The sequence below is a fragment of the Desulfomarina profundi genome (genome assembly GCF_019703855.1).
Lineage (GTDB): Bacteria > Desulfobacterota > Desulfobulbia > Desulfobulbales > Desulfocapsaceae > Desulfomarina > Desulfomarina profundi.
The window spans coordinates 3,633,754-3,655,392 of sequence record NZ_AP024086.1 but is presented as its reverse complement, the minus strand read 5'-3'; the positions used below and the strand labels follow the sequence as shown (position 1 = coordinate 3,655,392).

Sequence of the window (21,639 nt, the reverse complement as noted above, 5' to 3'; positions counted from 1 at the left end):
AACCATTTAATTTCAAAACACCTTCCCCGGTTTCTTGTTTTTTATGACAGAAATTCAGGAGTAAGGCACTAAATCCTGCAATTGGGTTTTGAGAATGGCTAAACAGCATATACAGTCAAAATTTTCCCTGTGGATTCAGGCAGCCAGACCTAAAACCCTGCCGGCGGCTCTGGCCCCGGTGATAGTGGGTTCTGCTGCAGCTTTTCGGGACGGAGGGTTCAGGCCTTTCACAGCACTGATTTGCCTGGCCTGCGCGGTTACTCTTCAGGTCGCGGTGAATTTTGCCAACGATTACTTTGACGCAAAAAACAAAATTGATTCCGGTGAGCGTTTGGGACCTGTCCGGGTAACCCAGAGCGGTCTTATTCCGCCGGAATCCGTCAAACGGGCCATAATCTGGTCCCTGGTGCTGACTACATTGTTTTTCGCCTGTCTGGTGAACAGTGGTGGAGTCGTTGTCCTGTTTATCGGTGTTGCTTCAATTCTTTCAGCTCTTGCGTACAGTGGTGGTCCTTTCCCCCTTGCCAGTCACGGTCTTGGGGAGATTTTTGTCTTTATTTTTTTTGGTCTTGTAGCTGTCTGTGGTACATACTTTATCCAGACCGGCCAGTTGAATCTATTTATAGTTACTGCTGCTATTCCACCCGGTCTTTTGATAAGTGCAATAATGGTTGTAAATAACCTTCGGGATCGGGAAACTGACCGGAAGGCGGGAAAAAATACTTTGGCAGTGATTCTTGGAAAACGGGCAACAATTGTTCTGTATATTGTTTTGATTGGGGCCAGTTACAGTGTTTCAATTATGATGGTCGCGGGCAACAGTACGGTTTCGGCGATGATTTTTCTCCCGTGGCTGACACTCCCCCACGGGTGGAAACTTATCCGCGAAATTCGTGAAAATGAGGGCAGGGATCTGAATGAGACACTGGCGAAGACGGCGAAGTTTTCCCTGGTTTTCAGTCTGCTTTTTGCTGTGGGAATAATATGGACAGGTACATGATTTGATATATCTGGCTCTATTGGTAGCTGAATCCAGCCTGCACAATTGTACTTGAATCTTCCTGGCCTGCCAATCGCAGGGTCCGGGTGGTAATTAACATCACATAATTTCTTAGAAAAATGAATTTTCTGAACATAGATAAAAAAAAATTTATTGTTTTCGGTCTGGCCAATAAAAAATCGGTGGCTGCAGTAATTGGAAAGACCCTGCTGGCGGAAGGGGCTGAACTCATCCATGTGGTTCGTTCAGAGGAGAGAAAAAAAACGGCCCAGAAGCTGTTTCCTGACAGCCGGATTTATACCTGCGATGTGGAGAATGAGGAAAACATAGTCCGGGTCAGGGATGAAATTGCCAGCTGTATTGATGCTGAGAACGGTGGCCGGGTGGCCGGTATTGTTCATTCAATTGCCTTTGCCAATTATTCAGAAGGAATGAAACCGTTTCATGAAACGATCAAAGCCGACTTTCTCCAGGCAATTGATATTTCCTGTTTTTCATTTATTGCCATTGCCAACCATTTTAAGGATTTGATCGCCAGGGACGGTTCTTTTGTGACAATTACCATCTCCACCACAAGAATGGCAGCGGAAAATTATGGCTACATGGGCCCGGTGAAAGCGGCCTTGAATTCTTCTCTCTGTTTCCTGGCAAAAAGCTTTTCCGATTTTTCCAATATTCGGTTCAATGCGGTTGCAGCAGGTCTGTTGAAAACATCAGCATCGGCCGGTATTCCGGGGTATGTGGACAGTTATCTTTTTGCCGAGAAGGCCATTTTGAGAAAAAAGGCACTGACCACTCAGGAAGCGGCGAATACGGCGGCCTTTCTACTGTCGGATCGATCATCTGGAATAAACTGCCAGACGATTGTTGTCGACGCAGGAATGGAGGTAAATTACTTCGATAAGGATATAATTACGAAAGCGGTGAGTTGAATACAGGAACATTTCAGATTGGCTGAGTTTTATGGACAATCTGAATAACAATTGTAAAATATGAACAATCAGGAGAAAGAATGCTGGATTTCAAGATTGATGAGGATCTGTGTATAGGGTGTGGACAGTGTGCAAGTGATTGTCCGGCCACAATTATAGCAATGGACGGTGGTCTACCGATCATTCCGGAGGATATGGAGCAGTATTGTATACATTGTCTGCACTGTTTTGCCATATGCAGTGAGGGAGCCCTGTCTCTTCTCGGTGCAACTGTTCAGGATGTCCTGGAGCTGCGAAAAAATCTTCCAGATCCCGAAAAAATGGAGGTACTCATCAAGGGTCGACGATCTTTCAGGAACTATCAGGACGAGAACATGGACCCTGCCGAGATTGAGAAGCTTCTCGAGGTGGCCTGGCATGGTCCCAGTGGTCACAATGACAGGCGTCTGTTGTTCAGCCTGGTGGATGACAAGGATGTATTGGACAGTATACGAAAGGAAGCTTTTTCCGGTCTTGAAAAGCTGATCAACGAAGACAGGCTGCCAGAAGGCATGGAAATGTTTTCTGATATCATGGAGGCGTGGAAACAGAATGGAGTGGATATTCTCTTTCGCGGTGCCCCTCATCTCCTGGTCGTTTCAGCCCATAAAGAGAGTGCGGCTCCCCTGCATGATGCCATTATCAGTTTGACGACTTTTGAACTGTATGCCCAGAGTCGAGGCGTGGGAACCATCTGGAACGGTCTTGCCATGTTGACCATCACGGAACTGGTTCCTGCCCTGCGCAGACGACTGCAGATTCCAGACGATTACCAGATTGGATATGTCATGGGATTTGGTATGCCTGCTGTTCGGTATGATCGAACTGTCAATCGTGGAAAACCGAACTATGTTCGTATTGAAAAATAAACCGGCATGGCCGGATCCAATGGCTTAGCCATTCATGCCCTTTGGGTATTTATGCCCTTTGGGTACAACAGAGCAATGGAAATCCCGACAGTGGCAGAATGCCCGCGGGTTGTGGGATTTTTTGATAAACAGAGAGTGATTGTAAAAGGAGATTCTGAATGGATGCACCAAGACTGATTCGGCGGCAGGTTCATTACCTTGTTGTTCTGGTTTCCGTGTTTCTTGCGGGTATGGCCCAGGCACAGGAGACTATAACTATTGGCATCAACCTTCCTTTAAGTGGAGCAAGGAATGAGGCGGGGAAGAATGTGAAAGCGGGAGTAGAGCTTATTCGTGAGCAGGTCAATGCAGCAGGCGGTGTGAAGATTGGTGGTCAGTCATATACATTGCAATATGTATATGGTGACAATGAATCTGAGCCACAGAAAGCAGTTTCAGCGGCGTTGAAACTTATTACTGTTGATAAAGTTGTTGCCATTGTTGGTCCGATTGACAGCTCCAGAGCCATTCCTGCAGGAAATATCTGCAACTCGTTTAAAACTCCCATGGTTTCACCAACCTCAACCAATCCGAAAACCACGTTGAACAGACCTTTTGTATTCCGCGCCTGTTTTCTTGATAATTTCCAGGGTGAGGTTATGGCGGATTTTGCCATAACAGAGCTGAAGGCAGAAAAAGCGGCCGTTTTGTTCAATGTTGCCGATGCCTATCCTAGGGGGCTTGCAGAGTTTTTTAAGAAGAGCTTTGAAAAGCAGCGGGGGCCAGGTTCTGTTGTTGCTTTTGAAAAATTCTTATCCAGTGAAAAAGATTACTCCCATTATTTTGAAAAAATTGTTGCATCAGATGCCGATGTTCTGTTTATCCCGCAATATTCGGATGAAATTCCTGCTATCATTAAACAGGCCAGAAAAAATGGTTGGAAAAAAGCAATCTTCGGTGGTGACGCATGGGAGTCTTCAGACCTGATGGCAGAGTGTGGGGATGTTTGTAAAGGACTTTATTTTTGCTCTCATTTTGGTGCTGTCGGCGCAAAAGGAAAAGCCAAAACCTTTGTTGAGCAGTTTGAAAAGAAAAACGGTCGGCTTCCCACGGCCAATGCTGCTCTCAGTTACGATTCTGTTGATCTGGTTCTCACCGCAATCAGTCATCTTGACAGCCTGGGCAGTAATCTTCTGGACACCAGACGGGCAATCAAAGACAAGCTTGCCGCCATCAGAAGTTTTGAAGGGGTTTCAGGTTCCCTGGATATGAACAGTACCGGTGACCCGACAAAAAGTGCGGTCGTGTTGAAAATTAATGACAAGGGTGAGTTTGAATCCTATAAGATTCTCAATCCATAGGTTCTGCGTAATAAGTGATCAGTGGCACCGCATATTCGCACGGTCGCTGACCTATATTTACTGTTGAAATACTGCAGAAGATGGCGTCGCTTGGGCTGACCTTGGGTGAACATTGTGTAACTTTTGTTCGATTACTGATAGTTGGCAAATTATTTGTAGTTTAAAGTTGATGGACTCGTAAAAACTCCGATCTACTGCGTTGTGGGGTGATCGTGTAATGCTCGACGTACCATATGTACGCCTGCGCTTACACGACACCGCCACGCCTTGTATATCGAAGTTTTTCCAGAGTCCATCTGGGAACGTTGAACGACTTTTTACGAGATCATCAAAGTTATGCTCAAAATTGAACAATGTTCATTAGAAATGCGGGATAGGGCAGCAATAGTGAATCCCCACCGATTCAGGAAAGCAAAAAGCCGATTACCAAAAGGGTAATCGGCTTTTTCTTTGCGGTATTAAAAAACAGGTTACAACAATGCCAGCAATACACCTGCAGCAACAGCCGAACCGATGACACCTGAAACATTGGCCCCCATGGCATGCATGATAAGATGGTTCTGGGGATTGGCCTCAAGACCGACTTTGTTGACAACCCGTGCAGCCATTGGTACGGCGGAAACGCCGGCTGCACCGATCAGCGGATTGACCGGAGTTTTAGAGATTTTGTTCATGAGTTTGGCAAGAAGAACACCGGCGGCAGTACCTATGCAGAAAGCGATCATGCCGAGTGCAAGAATGCCCAGCGTTTCCACATTGAGGAACTTATCAGCCGAAAGCTTGCTGCCTACTCCCAGGCCAAGAAAGATGGTGACTATATACATCAGGGAATTTTTGATGGTATCCGACAGCCGGTCAATTACACCGCATTCCTTGGCAAGATTACCCAGCATGAACATACCGATCAGGGGTGCTGCTGAAGGCAGCAGTGCGGCGCAGAGGCCGAGCACTGTCAGCGGCAGAATTATTTTTTCCATTTTTGACACATGGCGGAGCTGAACCATCTTGATCTCCCGTTCCTCTTTTGTGGTCAACCACTTCATGATCGGTGGTTGAATAAGAGGAACCAGTGCCATATAGGAGTAAGCTGCAATGGCAATGGAACCCAGCAGTCGTGGAGAGAGCTGACTGGAGAGAAAAATAGCCGTGGGGCCATCCGCACCACCGATAATACCTATTGAGGCTGCGTCCCGGAGGGAAAAATTGATTCCGGGGATGAGATCGGTCAGAAAAAGTGCTCCAAGCAGGGTAGTAAAAATACCAAATTGGGCTGCACCACCCAGAAGGATAGTTTTCGGGTTGGCGATCATGGGACCGAAATCGGTGAGAGCACCGACACCCATGAAAATAATGAGAGGGAAAACACCCGTCATTATTCCGACTTCATAGATATAAAAGAGAATACCGCCGGGTTCGGCAATCCCTGCCAGCGGGATATTGGAAAGGATGGCACCATAGCCAATGGGAATAAGAAGCAGTGGTTCGAACTTTTTGAAAATTCCCAGGTAGACCAGTAGCAGACCCACGAGCATCATCAGTACACGGCCGATTCCCACTGTCCAGTCCTTGGTGAACTGTCCCTGGATAATGCCATAAATACCAGTGGTTTTATACAGGTTTTGGCCAAGACTGGAAATGGAAGGCAGCGTACTGCCTTTTGAAGTAACCGGCATGTCGGCAATAACAGGAGAAGACTCCATGGTGCCGATAGCCTCACCTTTATGAATTTTCTGGTATTCCCTGACATCGAGATTTGTTATTTTCCCGGAGGAACCGGCTTTGAGATTGATGATCGTACCATCCTCTTTTTTGAGGGTGGCAATGTGGTCACCACTGTAAACGAAGCTGCCCGGATGGACATCAATACGTTTTATTTTTGCATCCGCCGGCGAGGTGATGGTGATCGTTTCAGTGTCCGCAAAAGCGGGTACCGAAAAGACGGTAATCAACCCCAGCAAGAAGAGCATGAAAATTCCGTTATTCATTTTCATAATACTTTCCCGATAAAAGCGAAGAGGAAAAGGTTCCCGGGTAACTTGAATGCACCGGGAACCAGGTCGACACAACATGGTTCAGCCATGTATTAACCGATGGTGAAGAGCGGGTCGGAACTCTGGACCGTATCTCCGGCTGAAATGTGTATCGCAAGAACCTTGCCTGAGCAGGGTGATTTTACTTCTGATTCCATCTTCATGGCTTCGAGGATAACCAGGGGTTGGTCCGTTTCAACAGTGCTACCGACTTCGACCAGTATTTTTACAACATTACCGGGAGTTGGCGCTTCAACTTCTGTCCCTTCAACCCCATCGTCTGCGACAGGAGCCGGTGCTGCGGGAGCCGCCTTGATACCACCTGCCTCTGAAACCGTCACATTGTAGGGACGGTTATTCACGGTGATGGTGTAGTCACGGGGGCCCATTGGAGCCGGTGCTGCGGGAGCAGTGGTTTTGCTGCTCTTCTTGTCAGCCGGTTTCTCGTCGGTAATCTTTCTGATATTGGTGACAGCGTTGCCCAGGAGAAAATCAAGGCCTTTCTGTTCGCAGCTGGCAATGATAAAGATGTTTTCATCGTTGACCGGCAGGTTATTTTCCTCAAGAATTTTGGTGGCTTTGGGAATACCCGGCTCAAGAATATCAAGGGGATCTTCAGTGAAAACCGGTTTTCCCAGTTGCTCAGAGGCGATTTTGATGATTTCCGGATCAGGAGGAGCAGGAGTACGACCAAAATACCCGAGTACCATGTTACCGTAACTGGGGTTGATTTTTTTCCATTTACCCTGGGTGACATTGAGATAAGCCTGCTGGAAATAAAACTGGGATACGGGGGTGACCGAGGTACCGAATCCTCCCAGGCGAACAACTTCCGACATTTCTTTAATAACATCCGCATAGAGATGCAGGGTCCCTGTGTCACGCATCATCATAGTGTTTGCCGTCAGGGCTCCGCCTGGCATGGGAGACAGTGTGACGGTGGGGGATACCATTTTAGCTTCAGGCGGGAAGAAGTATTCTTTCATTGCCTTTTCAAAGGCTTCCGTGGCTACCAGGATCTTTTCGTAATCGAGATCCAGCGTGAAATCAGTACCTTTGAGAGCATGAATCATTGAAAGGATATCAGCCTGGCAGGTTCCACCGCTTACCGGGGCCTTGGCAAGGTCAATTCCATCGGCCCCACCTTCAATTGCGGCAAGGTTCTGGGAAATGGCAAGGCCGGCCGTATCATGGGTGTGGAACCAGAGAATAGTATCATCGGAAACCAGTTTACGGGCTGCTTTGAATGTTTCAAATACTTTTTTCGGATTGGAGGTTCCCGATGCATCCTTGAAACAGATGGAGTGAAAAGGAATATCCGCGTCGAGGATCTGTTTCAGTCTGTCCATGTAAAATTCTGCTGTATGTGCGCCTGTGCAGCCCGGAGGAAGATCCATCATGGAGACTACAACCTGGTGATTCAGCCCGTGGTGAGCAATTCGTTCTCCAGAGTACTCAAGGTTGCGGACATCATTGAGTGCGTCAAAGTTTCTGATGGTGGTCATACCGTGTTTTTTGAACATTTTGGCATGAAGATCAATGATATCCCTGGGGCACTGGCTCAGGGCAACAACATTGATTCCGCGGGCAAGGGTCTGCAGAGCAACATCCGGTCCGACTTCGCTTCTGAAGCGGTCCATCATGTCAAACGCCGACTCTCCACAGTAAAAGAAAAGGGACTGAAACCGGGCTCCGCCTCCTGCCTCGATATTGGTAATACCGGCATCAACGGAAGCTTTGACCGCCGGGAGAAAGTCATCGGTTAAAACCCTGGCTCCGAAAACAGACTGAAATCCGTCCCGAAAGGACGTATCCATAAATTGAATAACTTTTTTACTCACCGTTTTTCTCCTCGCATGTGTTGAAATGTTACTGTTTCTGCTGATTGAACCAAAAAGATTGCCGGAATCTCTCCATAAAATTCCCGACTACGGCAATATATTCAATGATCGGTATGTTTCGGCAGGACAGTATAAGTTTTTCCCGTCAGGGAAGGATTGTTCTATCTTGCAGAAGCATAGATTTATCAAGGCCTATGTCCGTGCAAAACGTTCGGCTTCAAAGGCTGCAATTGCGGCTGCAATAACAGCAATATCCTCGTCGCTGTCAGCGGAAGCTTCTTTTTTCTTTTTTCTTTTGAGAGATTGGAGTTCTCTTTCTTTTTGTATTGCCTCCAGTTCCCGGGCTGTGGCATCCCGGGTGAGAAAGGATACAAATTGAATGAGCAGGATCATCAGGGAAAGGAAGAGCAGGACGGTCGTCATGCCGACAAACATCAGTTTAACACCTTCAATAATCATTGTCTCCAGTCCTCGCTACTGGTCAGTGTCAGTCCGAAAAAATCTTTTCCGGGGCAGACTTTTAATGGTTAATCCAAGGTAAATTGGTGGAAAATTCATGCTACACGATGTAGCCCGGCTGATCAAAACAATAACATTAATAGGAAAGACAAATGTTTCTTATAAAATCATGCTAAATTAACCTTATCCGATGAAAAGGGATGGAGAATTTTTTCGGTTGAAGAGTACAGGCTGTACCTTGATCCGGGGGGACAGCCTGTATTGACGGGTTCCGGTCAGGATCAGACTTCATACACGGAGTACTCGGTTGTTTCACCAAGAAGTCTGTCTATTTCATTTTGAATTTCAATCCTTTGTTCATTGTGGAGCCATTTGTTCCAATCATCCAGTGAACGCCATGTGCTGATAACCATACATTCATTGTCCGCATCCACTCGTCGAAGGGTTTCACCATAAATATATCCCGATTGACTCAAGGTGAGGCTACGAAGTTTCTTCAGCAGGATCGTCAATTCAAGGATACTGTCAGCTGAGACTTTTCTTTTGATGAAGATTTTGACTGTCATAGGCACTCTCCTTTCTCGATATTAATGATCAGCAGCTGTTTTTATAAAAAACAGCTGCCCTCTACCTCCGAGGTACTGTGCGTAAGTGAAGTGACAGAGGTATACTTAAACTATAGTGGTATTGGAAATAGTTGTAAAGAAAACAGAATAATTAAAAAAAACAGAGGACTGTTCATTTCTTTTCTCCCGGTGTGGGTGTAATCATTTCACTCATTTCGAGAAGTCGAATGAATTCAGACCGGTATCCTTCCCTGTCTTCCCCTTTTCCACTTCTGGCAAGGTCTATGAGGGTTCTGTAGTCCAGGTGAGCACCGTACTCTGAATGTTTCAGCAGCAGACCAAATCCTGCAACGGCAGAGGTAAACCGAAAATCTGTACTGGGTTGTGAGGCAGGTTGTTCCCTGGTGAGTACATGATCAATCAGCCTTGACGTCCGGCTGTGCAATGGTTTAAAGCGGAGCTTGACGGTGAGGAGCTCTTTTGAGAGGTTTTCTTTCAAGAGCGGCGTGGTTTTTCGGTATTTGAGCGGATCAACCGAGGGGAGAGTTTTTGACCCCGCCGGGATTATTTCATAAAGGGCCGTAACCCTGTGGCCTGCACCGATCTCACCGGCATCTTTTCTGTCATCATTGAAATCCTCATCATTCAGGATCCGGTTTTCGTAACCTATCAGCCGGTAGGCTCCCACCGCTGCCGGATTAAATTCGACCTGGATTTTGACATCACTTGCCAGGGTAAAAAGGGTTCCGGCCCTTTCCTTGACCAGAACCTTTTTAGCTTCGAGAAGGGAGTCTATATAGCTGTAATTTCCGTTCCCCTTGTCTGCCAGAATTTCCATGGTATCGTCGTGAAAATTACCCATACCGAAACCGAGAGTAGTGAGAAAGATACCTGAGGCGCGTTTTTCACTGATAAGACGCTCGAGTTCCCCCCGGGAGGTAACACCCACATTGAAATCACCGTCAGAGGCAAGAATGACACGGTTATTGCCGCCGGGCAGGAAACTGCGGGCCGCGAGCTCATAGGCGGTCAGGATACCTTTTGATCCGTGGGTCGCTCCCCCGGAGGTAAGGGTGTTTATGGCCTTTTTTATTACCTTTTTCCTGTCGCAGGGTGTGGGGGGAAGAACTACTCTGTCACTTCCGGCATAGACGACAATAGCCACCCTGTCATCTTTGTCCAGCTGGTCGACCAGCAGGGAGAGTGATTTTTTTACAAGACCGAGTTTGTTTTCCCGATCCATTGATCCGGAGACATCTATTAGAAAGACAAGATTGGACGGCGGTAGAGTCGCTGTGTTCATATCCTTTGCCTTTATTCCGATTCGTACAAGTCTGTTCTCCTGTTTCCACGGGCATGGACCGGCTTCCGCTGTTATGGAAAAAAGGCCGGAGTCCGGTTCGGGATAATCATATGTAAAATAATTAATCATTTCCTCAACCCGAACGGCACCGACGGGTGGAAGGTGACCACTCTGGATGAACCTTCTGATATTGCTGTAGGAGGCTGTGTCCACGTCAATGGAAAATGTTGACAGGGGGTCGTTGGTTGTAAGAATGAAGCTATTTTCCTCCAGGTGATTATAAGATTCTGTTTGAAATTGTTGTCTGATCTCCTCGGGATATGGATAAAACATCATTTTTTCAGCTGAATTGACAACATTAGGTTCCATGGTATTATCCATCATTACCAACGCGGCCGGATTGGCTATTTTTGCAAGCGATACCGGGGGAGGGGAGGGTTGCAGAGCAGGGCGCTGCACTCTTTCCTCCAACTCGATTCTGTTCTTATTCTGTGTGGAAGTTGTGCAGCCCGCATAGAGGCAAAGCGATGCGGCAAGAATAACAGGCAAGGTCCTGAAATGTGATGTAGACATGATATCTCCTTTCTTTTAATCGAAAATTCCGTGACCAAAGGTTGTTTTGCCGCTGGTGGAATTTCCTTTGTTTTACTGTTGAGATGAAATTTTAAGTGCATCTGTATTTCTTGACGGACATGTTGAAACAATGTGTCGGATTTTCTTGTTTTGAAACTCCATTACTGTAACTGCAAATTCGAAGTGTTCGTAAGTCTGCTAAAAATAAGCAAAATACAGGAAATAAGGATCTTTAGATTGAATTGCGTGACTGACTGGAAAACACAAACCCTTGCCCATTGGGAACAGATTAACAGGATGGCAGTGCGTCGTTTCGGGGATACCGTTCTGGCAGAAGAAGCGGCTCTGTCGGTAATGGAAAGGTTGGAGGAAGATAACTGGAAACGTGTCCGTGCCTACTGCGGAAAAGCCACCTTTTCAACTTATCTGCAGGTTCTGACGGGAAGAATTCTGGAGGATTTTGCCAGAAGCAGGTTCGGACGTGTACGGCCACCATCGTGGGTAAAGGTTCTGGGGGGATGTGGAGTAAGCTGTTTTCCGCACTTTGCCTGGAGCGGCTGCAGGTGCCTGAAGCGGTTGAAGTTGTTTTTCAGCGACAGAATGTTTCATCAAAAAAGGAAATAGAAGAGGCTGCCTATACTCTTCTTGGCAGAATTCCCGGATGTGGCAGTGAACAGGGTCTTGAGGTTGAGTATGATGAAAGCAGCATTGAAAACTCTGCCGTGCATTTCAGAACTTCCGGACAAATGGAAAATAAAGAGCTGAGGGAAGTGCTGACAGAGATACTGGGATTGCAAACCGGGGAGGAAGTGTCGCTAGAGGAAAAGAGTGTGACCCGACTGAAAGAAATGAAAATAACACTGCTTCCTGAGGAAAAGATGCTCCTGCGGCTCTGTTTTCAGGATGATTTAAGTGTAGTCGGGGCAGGGAAAATGATCGGGCTTAATCGGAATCAGGCCTATGGAAAAATGCGGCGCCTTCTTACACGGATTCGAAAAGCTTTCAGACAAGCCGGTCTTGACCGGGAACTGCAGTTATATTTTCAGGAGTAATCATCATTCAGCTATCATGACTATGGCTACCTTATTTTTTTCCTGAATCGATGAATGGACATTGTACGGATGATGATCTCGTAAAAAGTCGTTTAACGTTCCCAGATGGACTCTGGAAAAACTTCGATATACAAGGCGTGGCGGTGTCGTGTAAGCGCAGGCGTACATAAGTACGTCGAGCATTACACGATCACCCCACAACGCAGTAGATCGGAGTTTTTACGAGTCCATCACGGATCAGAAGTGAGTTTCGTGAGTAACCAGAATAAAAATAATAAAGTCGTCACTGATTCAGAATGTTGTCCGTCAGGAAGAGTAGAGGCATTGGACATTGTGACGCCTGGAAAAGTAACTGGTCACAGGATTAGTAACTATGTGTTTTCATTTATCTTACTCCTGTAAGTGATCAGAGGTGCCGGAGATTTGTGCAGGCGTGACTGGCCGCTATAGCCCACTATGCGGACAGTCGCGACCGTGCGAATATGCGGTGCCCCTGATCGCTTACCTGGAAAAGTGTACAGAGTATAAGAGGGCTTTCTTGAAAAAGGTAATAAAAAACAGGGACAAAACTGCTTCGCTCCTGGTCCTGGCCCTGGATAAAAGGGTCGGAACCCGGTGTCCCTCAGCTGAAGAGCTGGCATCCTTTCTAGATGGAAAATCTTCTGCTGCTGAAAAAAAGAGGGTATTGAGTCATCTGGCGGATTGTGATCAGTGTTATACTCTCTGGTATTGCTTGAAAACAGCGTCTCGAAAGAAGCGAGCAGGTGGAAAAATATATTACCTGACCAGACCGAAGAACCTGGCCTTTGCAGGTTCGGCTCTGGCAATCGCCGCTTCCGTGGTTATTTTCATGAATATTGCCCGTGAGCCGCTGGTTGGCAGGATGAAGGAAAAAACAGCAGTGACTGTTGAAGCAGTTGATGAAAGCAAACGCATTTCTCCCATTCCGCCACAAACCGAACAGGTCGAAAAGGTGTATGAGGATGAAGAACGAAAAATGCTTTCGGCTCCAGCTCCCGCGTTTCTGAAAATGGGAAATATATCTGTCTCTCCGGTTCAAGACTGGCTGAAATCGGTGGAGACCGGATGCAGAGAGGGGCGACAGGAGGAGAATTTCTGGAAAGAGCAGTTTTTTCAGGGGGAACAACTGGTCGGTGAGGCAGGGGCTGAAGATGAGCTTTTCCGTGCTGTCCTAATGCTTCTGCCCGGGAAATTTGACCAGATCACTGTAAAAAAACGGTGTGAAAAGATTCTTGAGAGGCTTGCACAGGAGAGAGAGAGAAGGTAAGTTTCCAGGATTTAGGTTCTATGAAATCAGAAAATATATTGAGTAAATCATGAGAGTAATATGAATAATCTTGCCAATCCTGCTGTACCGTTGAATGAACGGATAATTGTTGCCTTGGATGTTCCCACCCCGGCTGGAGCAAAGGAAATTGTGAAACAGTGTGAGTCCCATGTGGGTTTTTTTAAGGTCGGTCTCCAGCTTTTCATGGCCAGCTGGTTTGAGATGGTTGACTGGTTGGTGGACAGGGGACACAAGGTCATGCTTGATCTGAAATTTTTTGATATCCCGGAAACGGTCAGGTTGGCAGTGGAACAGGTGAACAGCAGGGGGGTCTCTTTTGCAACCATTCATGGAAATGATCCGATTATCCGGGCTGCGGTGTCTGCCCGGGGTGATATGAAACTGCTTGCCGTCACAGTATTGACCAGTTTCGGGGAGGAGGATATGCGGGCAATGGGCATGACCCGGTCAATTGAGGACCTTGTTTTTTTTCGGGCGAAAAGAGCTCTCGATCTTGGCTGTGACGGTGTTGTCTCCTCGGGGTTGGAAGCGGAAAAAATGAGAGACAGCCTGGGGGAGAAACTGATCATAGTTACTCCGGGAATCAGGCCGGGTGCAAATGTGGAAGAATCGGACGATGATCAGAAACGTATCGTTACAGCGGGTACGGCTATAAAAAACGGTGCCAACCATGTGGTCGTCGGCCGTCCGATCACAGGAGCTGCAGAGCCGATCAGGGTCATTGAGTCGATGCAGCAGGATATTATCCGGTTCACCGGAGAGAGTTAACGTGAGTAAAAAAATATTTATCCTTGATACCAACGTAATACTCCATGACAGCTCATGCCTCTATCATTTCCAGGAACATGATATTCTTATTCCCATCACCGTTCTGGAGGAACTTGACTCGTTCAAAAAGGGTTCCCAGATTATCAACTACCATGCCAGGGAATTTGTTCGTTCCCTGGATGGCCTGAGCTCTGAAAAGTTGTTCAACGGGGGCATGAAGATCGGACCTGACAGTGGCAGGGTCACGATCAGCCTGGAGATGAAGATGCACCAGGACCTGCGGGCCTCCTTTCCGAATCACGAAAAAAGTGATCACCGGATTCTGAATATCGCCTACCATGTGTCAAAGGAAAACAGGGAGAAGATTGTTATTCTTGTCAGTAAGGATGTCAATCTCCGGATGAAGGCCAGGTCCGTTGGCCTTATGGCCGAGGACTACACCACGGATCATGTGAGTGAGAAAGGAAAGCAGTATTCCGGTTATCGGCTGAGCGAAGAAGTCCCTTTCTCTTTTATCGAAGCGCTTTATGGGCCGGAGGGGATGGTTGATGCGGCAGAGTATCCGGTTGAAGTCCCGTTTCTGGCCAATGAGTTTGCCATTGTCAGAAACGGCCAGAAATCGGCTCTAGCCGTCTTCAAGGCGGGGAGCAATGCTTTCTGCCGAGTCTTTAAAAACAGTGCTTACGGTATCTCGCCACGAAATGCAGAGCAGTCTTTTGCCTTACATGTGCTTATGGACAGGGAGTTGTCCCTTGTGACGCTTACGGGAAAGGCTGGAACCGGCAAAACCCTTCTTGCCCTGGCGGCTGCCCTGGAGTCAAGAAAACATTATCATCAGATTCTGCTTACCCGGCCCGTTGTTCCCCTGTCCAATAAGGATATTGGTTTTCTGCCAGGGGATATTCAGTCAAAGATTGGGCCCTATATGCAGCCGCTTTTTGATAATCTCGGGGTTATTCGTGGTCAGTTTTCAGAAAACAGTGAAAAAGCAAGGCGTCTGCAACGGATGATGGATGCGGAAAAGCTGGTAATTGAACCATTGGCCTATATCAGGGGGCGCAGTCTGGTCAGAAAATATATGATTGTGGATGAGGCCCAGAATCTGACACCCCATGAAGTCAAGACGATTATCACCAGGGCAGGTGAGGGTACTAAAATTATTTTTGCGGGTGATATTCACCAGATAGATCATCCTTATCTTGACTCAAATTCCAACGGACTCAGTACATTGATCGACAAGATGCAGGGACAGAAAATTTACGGTCATATCGACCTGCGCAAAGGGGAGCGGTCAAAGCTTGCGGAACTCGCCAGCGATCTCCTGTAGCTCTCATTATCAAGGGAGTCTATTGATTCGACTGATTTGGCTGGCAAACACCTTCGGATCCGTGGTCGGCAGGTGGCAGGAACCCTGCTCACAGACATAGGCTGTTGTTTTGCCCATGAGTGTGGTTTTTCCCTGTACAAGGGGAATGAACTGAGCCTGTCTTGCTGCATCCTCTCCTTCTGCAACAATTGTCAGGATACGATTCGGCAGATATGTCTTCCGTAAAATTTGTAAAAAAATATCAGCTGTCTCTTTTTTTCCTGGAGGTGTGACAATAATGATTTCCTTGACTCGATCCGTCAGGAAATCGAGGGCCATCAGCATTTCAGACAGGACCATGGGATTGGCGGATGTTCCCGTTGGAAATATGGTCAGCATTTTTTCTGCCCGGATTGAATAACTCTTGTCGGTTGTGTACTCTGCCAGGCGGAGTAGATTGAGCAGGGCGATGGAGTTTCCTGAAGGTTCAGCACCGTCACGAACCGGTTTTTCCCTTGCAATAAGGTCTGTCCGCCCCCTTGCTGTCATAAAGAAACCACCGTCCTGATCTTCATACCGATCCTGCAGAATAGTATCAAGTTCAATAGCTTTTTCCAGCCAATGGATGTAGGAAGTTGCCTCATAGAGATCAATCAGGGCAGCGATAAAAAAGGCATAGTCATCAAGGTAAGCTGTGTGTCGTGAGTAGCCGTCTTTATAATTTCGATACAGTATTTTATTTGTCTGCTGTAGCTGAGCCATCCGGTCCAGCCCTGGTGGTTTGTCTGAAAGTTCCGCTGCTGAAGGTTGTTTTGCCGGAGTCTGAATTTTATTTGTTTGCTGTAGCTGAGCCACCTGGTCCAGCCCTGCTGGTTTGTCTGAAAGTTCCGCTGCTGAAGGTTGTTTTGCCGGAGTCTGAATTTTATTTGTTTGCTGTAGCTGAGCCACTTGGTCCAGCCCTGCTGGTTTGTCTGAAAATTCCACTGCTGAAGGTTGTTTTGCCGGAGTCTGAATTTTATTTGCTTGCTGTAGCTGAGCCACCTGGTCCAGCCCTGGTGGTTTGTCTGAAAGTTCCACTGCTGAAGGTTGTTTTGCCGGAGTCTGAATTTTATTTGCTTGCTGTAGCTGAGCCACTTGGTCCAGCCCTGGTGGTTTGTCTGAAAGTTCCACTGCTGAAGGTTGTTTTGCCGGAGTCTGAATTTTATTTGCTTGCTGTAGCTGAGCCACCTGGTCCAGCCCTGGTGGTTTGTCTGAAAGTTCCACTGCTGAAGGTTGTTTTGCCGGAGTCTGAATTTTATTTGCTTGCTGTAGCTGAGCCACCTGGTCCAGCCCTGCTGGTTTATAAAGATTGTTCAGGATGAATTCTGCGGCCTGTACTGCCCGGTCTGTGTACTGCTGTTTTCCCAGAATCAGGCCTGCCCGGGCATAGGCTGAGATCATCTGGCTGTTCCATGCTGTCAGAATTTTTTCATCCCGCAGGGGGTGGGGACGGCGGTTTCGTACATCGTAGAGAGTTTTTTTTGAATCCTCTATGGCTGCAAGGAGTTTCTCTTTCGAAATGTTCAGTTTTTTCGCAGTTTGAGTGAGTGTTTCAGGCACGTGAAGGATGTTTCTGCCTTCAAAATTGTTTTTTCTTCCCACGCCATAGTAGGTTTTTATTATTTTTGCCCTTTCAGCACCCAGAACCTCATCCAGCTCAGATGATGTCCAGGTGAAGTAGTACCCCTCCTTACGGTGGCCCTGCGGAGTTATGCTGTCCGCATCAGTGGCAGAGTAAAATGCTCCTTCCGGAGAGGTCATGTCACGTCTGATATAGTTGAGGGTTTCTTCCGCCACCCGTTTAAAAGTCTTATCCCCGGTTGCCTGGTATCCATCAAGGTATGTTACTGCCAAAAGTGCATTGTCATAAAGCATTTTTTCAAAATGGGGAACCAGCCATTTTTCATCGGTACTGTAACGGTGAAAACCGCCGCCAACCTGATCGTAAATACCACCGGCAGCCATTTTTTCCAGGGTCAGACGGGCAATTGAGAGAATTTGTTTATCTCCTGATCGACGAGAGTAGCGAAACAGCAGACGAACAGGCAATGTGGCCGGGAATTTTGGCCTGCCTTTCAGGCCGCCATACACGGGATCATGGTAGTCACGATATTTTTCCATAACCTGTTGGAGCATCTCCACACCAGGCAGGTTGTTACCGGAAACGGGTTGAAGCTGCTGCTGGATTGCTTTTGTCAGGGCCAGTCCGGCCTTTTCAATTTTTTCCGGCTGGTTCCGGTACATTTGACTGAGTTTTTTCAAAAGGGTCAGAAATCCTATGGACCTTCCCCTGTCCCGATCAGGAAAATATGTTCCACCATAGAACGGGCGGCGCTCTGGTGTCAGCCATACTGTCATGGGCCAGCCACCCCGCCCCGTGAGGGCCTGCACTGCAGCCATGTAAACAGAGTCAATGTCAGGATGCTCTTCCCTGTCAACCTTGATGGCTACATAGTTGTTGTTCAGATATTGGGCGATTTCCTCATCTTCAAATGATTCCTCCTCCATGACATGGCACCAGTGGCAGGTGGAATAACCAATGCTGAGCAGCACTGGAAGGCCGAGTTTTCGTGCAATTTCAAACGGTTCGTCACCCCATGTATACCAGTTGACCGGATTGTGGGCATGCTGGAGAAGATAGGGGGAGCCTTCAAGGATCAGGCGGTTTATATAGATGGGAGTACCATTCTCAGTAAAATGTCTGGTACGGGGTTTGTAGTCATTGCTTTTTACGGTCAGTGCTTCTCGCAGTATTTTTTTTAGGGCTGGTGATTGCTTCATATCAACCTTTTCGGCACCGTAGCTGTGGATGGGTACTGTTATAAACAGGCTCAGCACAATGATTTTAACTATTTCAGATAAACCGGCATGGCCGGACCTTAAAGCTCGGTAACAACAGATCAATAAAAAACTGACTACAGAACGACCTTTGGTCGCGGTATTTTCAGATAAAACAATCATCAGAAAAGATCCCTCCTTTGCCATCGAGCCTTCAGTGCAGATTCCTGGCTAGTGCCTGTCCATAAATAGCTTTTTTGCACAGTCACCGGCTCTATTCATCCCGGTCAGTTGACGGAACCTGTACTGATATTTGTGTTGCAGCTGAGACACCCTCTTTTCAGATTGACTTGCCGGGAAGGTGCATGTGTATTTTATAAGAGCAGTACTTTGCGCTCTTTATTCCTGCTAAAATAGTTTCCTGGAATTTACCGGAAATATGAAGGATGAGCTCCGGTTCAGGAGGACTCTGGATTTACTCAGTGTCTATTGGTGAAGTGGCTGGGTGGTAATGGACAAAGACCCGGCGCATTGATTCGATTTCAGTCAGGAGAATCTGTTCCACTTGGGTGGCAATTTCATCCCCTTCCGCCACCGTAATCTCAGGGGAGATACCGATTGTAATATTAATGACCATATACTGGCCAAACCTGTGTCCATGAATATCTTCAATATCAAGAACCTGTTCAACTTTTTCCAGCTTTTTATGGATCAGTTCACAGAGCTGCTGACCTGGCAGGGTGTTCATCAGATCGGCTGCCGATTCCCGTATTATTTCGACTCCGGTATGAAGAATTATCAGGGAAACAAGCCCACCCGCGAGAGGGTCAACCCAGAGAAAACCGGCACGACTGAAAAGGATACCGATACTGGCTGCCAGGGCGGAAAAAATGTCATTTCTATGGTCGGCTGCCAGAGCTAGAACCACGTTACTCGAAGTTTGTCTGCCAATCGAATATGTCCAGAAACTGAGCCATATTTTTATCAAAACTGTGAACAGGGCAATCCAGAGAGCCAGCTTTGTTGCCCCTTCCGGACTGCCGGAGACATTGGTCAGCTCGTATACTCTATTGACAGAAGACCAGAAAATTGAGATGGCTGTCGTGATGACAAAGGCACCAACTACGACTGCTGCAATGGATTCAAGCCGATCATGGCCATAGGGGTGTTCCTCATCGGCCGGTTTTCCCGAAAGCCGCATGAAAATCCGGACGACAATACCATAGGCGACATCCGAAGTTGAGTTTATTCCGTCTGCAAGCAAGGCGGGACTGTTTCCAGTTATGCCGACACCGGTTTTGAGAACAGCCAGTGCTGTATTTGTGAGCAGGCCCAGGTTTACGGCCAGGATAGTTTTTTTATGTCTGTCAGTTGCTGTCATTGTATGGAAACCCTGGAGTGCTTGATTGTCTCTCCTTTCTTTTGGTTCTGGACGGCTTTTGAGAACTGAAGGTCGACAGGTTCCAGTTGTTGGCAAATGTTGTCTTTGGCTCTTCCAGATCTGCGAAAAGTTCCGCAAATAAGAACAAAAACCGGATAAGCGGTTTTTTTGTTAGAGTGCTGTTTGTTGCCTATTCTGTAACATCTTGTACATACAGTATATATATGTAAAGAATTTTCAGGACTAAAAATTGCAAGATAAAACACCATTGCACCATTGTCCATAGGAGATATGATGGATTCTTTTCGTTATTTCATTTTTGGAGAACATATTATGAAGAAATTATTGCAGTTTCTGACACCAGTTTTAGTTATTTTTCTGGGAGGATTTGCAGCTCAGGCAGATCCTGTAGACCTGACAACCTGGTCCCCTCTGACGCTTGATTATTCTGGAGGGCAACCAGCGGGAAATTGGGTGCTTCAGGCGGGAAATACTGCCGTTAAGCAGACTGTGAATGCTGATCCGTCATTTTATCTCAATAATCTGAACCAGACAAGTTATTCCATGGATGGTTCCTGGCAGGTTGATCCCGGGTGGGACGATGACTACATGGGTTTTGTTTTCGGTTATCAGAATTCAAGTAATTTTTACCTGTTTGACTGGAAACAGGGCACACAGGGCTACGAGGGAGCGATAGCTACTGAAGGTATGACCGTCAAGAAAATGAAGGGGGCTACCGGAAATGGTCTTACAGATCTTTCTCTGGCTGAGTTCTGGGAAAATGAGAATGATCTTGGAGAGATGGAGATACTTGCCAAAAATCATGGGGCAGGAAAAGGATGGGTTGATGGAGATGTGTATTCATTTCATCTCGATTTTAATCTAGTTCCAGGGACATTTACAATCAATGTCAAGGATGCTTCAGATAATATCCTGTGGGATGTTACTGTTACAGATTCAACGTTTACCAGCGGAGAATTCGGCTTTTATAATTACTCACAGGAAAATGTGCTTTATGCCGGTTTTGAACAGACCGGAGGGACAACTGTTCCCGAGCCTGCGACAATACTCTTGTTCGGCGTTGGTCTGGCTGGTGTGGCGGGGGTAAGGTTAAGAAAGAAATAATGAATTCAGCTTGGCAGGTAGAACTATCTTCAATCTGGCTGGGTTATCATGGATAAATAAATTATTCTGATCATGTACGAAACGCAGCCTGACGTTTTCAGGCAGGCTGCGTTTAAACATTAAAATAATAATTATTTGGCCCTTCTTAATCGAGAACACTTTTCAAATCCCAGTGCTTTTTCAGAAAATCCACACCAGTATGGTTGGTAAGATCGAGCTGGAGGGGTGTAATGGAGATGAAATCTTCCCTGACAGCATGAACATCTGTATCTCTATTGGAGTCATGGATGGGTGTTCCACCGCCAATCCAGTAATGTGTCCATCCTCTCGGATCCCGTGTCTCATGTATTGAATCTTTCCAGAGTCTTCGACCCTGTCGTGTTATTTTAATTCTGTTCTGTTTGTGTCGGGGAGGAACATTCATGTTGACAAGAGTGTTATCAGGCAAACCATTTTCCAAGATTTTCTCAGCGATCATTCTAGCTGCTTTCCCTGCTCCATGAAAGTCATAGGGTGGATCCCCGGTGGCGGAAATTGCCATGGAAGGTATTGAATACATTGTACCCTCAATGGCTGCAGAGACTGTTCCCGAATACGAAATATCATCTCCGAGATTGGCCCCTGCATTTATCCCTGAAAGCAGGAGAGCGGGTTTGCTGTTGAGTATTTTTTTAATCCCCAGGGCAACACAGTCTGTGGGAGTGCCATTTACCATATAGGTATCGTGGTGAATTTCGGTCACCTTGAGTGGTCTGTCCATTGTGAGAGAATGGGAAACTGCGGAATTATCCCGGTCAGGCGCGATGACAATTATCCGTCCCAATCCTTCAACAGCCTGTTTCAGGGCCATCAGCCCGGAGCTGTGAATGCCGTCGTCGTTGGTTATCAGTAAAATTTGCATGGTTTCCTAAAAAATGATAAATACCCCC

The 21,639-nt window shown here is 46.9% G+C and carries 19 protein-coding genes; 10 read left to right on the top strand and 9 right to left on the bottom strand.

What is annotated here, in order from left to right; all coding sequences use genetic code 11:
- Positions 1–94: 94 nt before the first annotated feature.
- From LO777_RS16805 to LO777_RS16790, 4 genes are all read left to right on the top strand, one after another.
- The gene (locus LO777_RS16805; protein ID WP_228854998.1) at positions 95–1,000 is read left to right on the top strand and encodes a 1,4-dihydroxy-2-naphthoate polyprenyltransferase; all 906 of its coding nucleotides are present in this window, start codon (positions 95–97) and stop codon (positions 998–1,000) included.
- A 119-nt stretch (positions 1,001–1,119) separates the two neighbouring features.
- Entirely contained in the window at positions 1,120–1,932 is an 813-nt protein-coding gene (locus tag LO777_RS16800) for an enoyl-ACP reductase FabI (protein WP_228854997.1), read from the top strand.
- A gap of 80 nt (positions 1,933–2,012) precedes the next feature.
- Positions 2,013–2,840, top strand: a complete 828-nt coding sequence (locus LO777_RS16795) for a nitroreductase family protein (RefSeq protein ID WP_228854996.1) — start codon at positions 2,013–2,015, stop codon at positions 2,838–2,840.
- Between the two features lie 158 nt (positions 2,841–2,998).
- Complete coding sequence (locus tag LO777_RS16790; RefSeq protein WP_228854995.1) at positions 2,999–4,180, top strand: ABC transporter substrate-binding protein; 1,182 nt, start codon at positions 2,999–3,001, stop codon at positions 4,178–4,180.
- A 470-nt stretch (positions 4,181–4,650) separates the two neighbouring features.
- Here LO777_RS16790 and LO777_RS16785 read toward each other — a convergent pair whose 3' ends face one another.
- The 5 genes from LO777_RS16785 to LO777_RS16765 all read right to left on the bottom strand — a co-directional run bounded on the left by LO777_RS16785 (position 4,651) and on the right by LO777_RS16765 (position 10,952).
- Positions 4,651–5,853, bottom strand: coding sequence for a sodium ion-translocating decarboxylase subunit beta (locus LO777_RS16785; protein WP_407929163.1), 1,203 nt, complete (start codon positions 5,851–5,853; stop codon positions 4,651–4,653).
- A gap of 410 nt (positions 5,854–6,263) precedes the next feature.
- Positions 6,264–8,027 (bottom strand): biotin/lipoyl-containing protein, encoded by a 1,764-nt coding sequence (locus LO777_RS16780; protein ID WP_407929162.1) that lies wholly within the window; start codon positions 8,025–8,027, stop codon positions 6,264–6,266.
- A gap of 216 nt (positions 8,028–8,243) precedes the next feature.
- Entirely contained in the window at positions 8,244–8,510 is a 267-nt protein-coding gene (locus LO777_RS16775; RefSeq protein WP_228854992.1) for an OadG family transporter subunit, read from the bottom strand.
- 281 nt (positions 8,511–8,791) lie between these two features.
- A complete protein-coding gene (locus LO777_RS16770) occupies positions 8,792–9,076 on the bottom strand; it encodes an antibiotic biosynthesis monooxygenase family protein (protein WP_228854991.1) in 285 nt (94 codons plus the stop codon).
- Between the two features lie 172 nt (positions 9,077–9,248).
- Complete coding sequence (locus LO777_RS16765) at positions 9,249–10,952, bottom strand: vWA domain-containing protein (protein WP_228854990.1); 1,704 nt, start codon at positions 10,950–10,952, stop codon at positions 9,249–9,251.
- A gap of 237 nt (positions 10,953–11,189) precedes the next feature.
- On the opposite strand from LO777_RS16765, the gene LO777_RS16760 reads away from it, so the two are divergent.
- Positions 11,190–11,576, top strand: a complete 387-nt coding sequence (locus LO777_RS16760) for an RNA polymerase sigma factor (protein WP_228854989.1) — start codon at positions 11,190–11,192, stop codon at positions 11,574–11,576.
- A complete protein-coding gene (locus tag LO777_RS16755) occupies positions 11,471–12,004 on the top strand; it encodes a hypothetical protein (protein ID WP_228854988.1) in 534 nt (177 codons plus the stop codon). The genes LO777_RS16760 and LO777_RS16755 overlap by 106 nt, the downstream gene beginning before the upstream one ends.
- A 3-nt stretch (positions 12,005–12,007) precedes the next feature.
- On the opposite strand, the gene LO777_RS16750 is transcribed toward LO777_RS16755, so the two are convergent.
- Positions 12,008–12,187 (bottom strand): hypothetical protein, encoded by a 180-nt coding sequence (locus tag LO777_RS16750; protein ID WP_228854987.1) that lies wholly within the window; start codon positions 12,185–12,187, stop codon positions 12,008–12,010.
- A 355-nt stretch (positions 12,188–12,542) separates the two neighbouring features.
- Here LO777_RS16750 and LO777_RS16745 point away from each other — a divergent pair, with 355 nt between their 5' ends.
- Genes LO777_RS16745 through LO777_RS16735 form a run of 3 tightly spaced genes read left to right on the top strand, consistent with a single transcriptional unit; the run spans position 12,543 to position 15,408 of the window.
- Complete coding sequence (locus tag LO777_RS16745; RefSeq protein ID WP_228854986.1) at positions 12,543–13,292, top strand: zf-HC2 domain-containing protein; 750 nt, start codon at positions 12,543–12,545, stop codon at positions 13,290–13,292.
- Between the two features lie 60 nt (positions 13,293–13,352).
- Entirely contained in the window at positions 13,353–14,081 is a 729-nt protein-coding gene (pyrF, locus tag LO777_RS16740; RefSeq protein ID WP_228854985.1) for an orotidine-5'-phosphate decarboxylase, read from the top strand.
- Position 14,082: 1 nt separating this feature from the next.
- A complete protein-coding gene (locus LO777_RS16735; protein WP_228854984.1) occupies positions 14,083–15,408 on the top strand; it encodes a PhoH family protein in 1,326 nt (441 codons plus the stop codon).
- A 9-nt stretch (positions 15,409–15,417) separates the two neighbouring features.
- Here the strand turns inward: LO777_RS16735 and LO777_RS16730 are convergent, their stop codons facing one another.
- Together LO777_RS16730 and LO777_RS16725 are read right to left on the bottom strand one after the other, a co-directional pair.
- Positions 15,418–18,387, bottom strand: a complete 2,970-nt coding sequence (locus LO777_RS16730) for a thioredoxin domain-containing protein (RefSeq protein WP_228854983.1) — start codon at positions 18,385–18,387, stop codon at positions 15,418–15,420.
- Positions 18,388–18,679: 292 nt separating this feature from the next.
- Positions 18,680–19,585 carry a cation diffusion facilitator family transporter gene (locus LO777_RS16725; RefSeq protein ID WP_228854982.1) on the bottom strand — a complete coding sequence of 302 codons (906 nt, stop codon included), beginning with the start codon at positions 19,583–19,585 and terminating at the stop codon, positions 18,680–18,682.
- A 333-nt stretch (positions 19,586–19,918) separates the two neighbouring features.
- Here LO777_RS16725 and LO777_RS16720 point away from each other — a divergent pair, with 333 nt between their 5' ends.
- Entirely contained in the window at positions 19,919–20,710 is a 792-nt protein-coding gene (locus tag LO777_RS16720) for a PEP-CTERM sorting domain-containing protein (RefSeq protein ID WP_228854981.1), read from the top strand.
- A 145-nt stretch (positions 20,711–20,855) separates the two neighbouring features.
- On the opposite strand, the gene surE is transcribed toward LO777_RS16720, so the two are convergent.
- Positions 20,856–21,611, bottom strand: a complete 756-nt coding sequence (gene surE, locus LO777_RS16715) for a 5'/3'-nucleotidase SurE (RefSeq protein WP_228854980.1) — start codon at positions 21,609–21,611, stop codon at positions 20,856–20,858.
- Positions 21,612–21,639 lie beyond the last annotated feature (28 nt).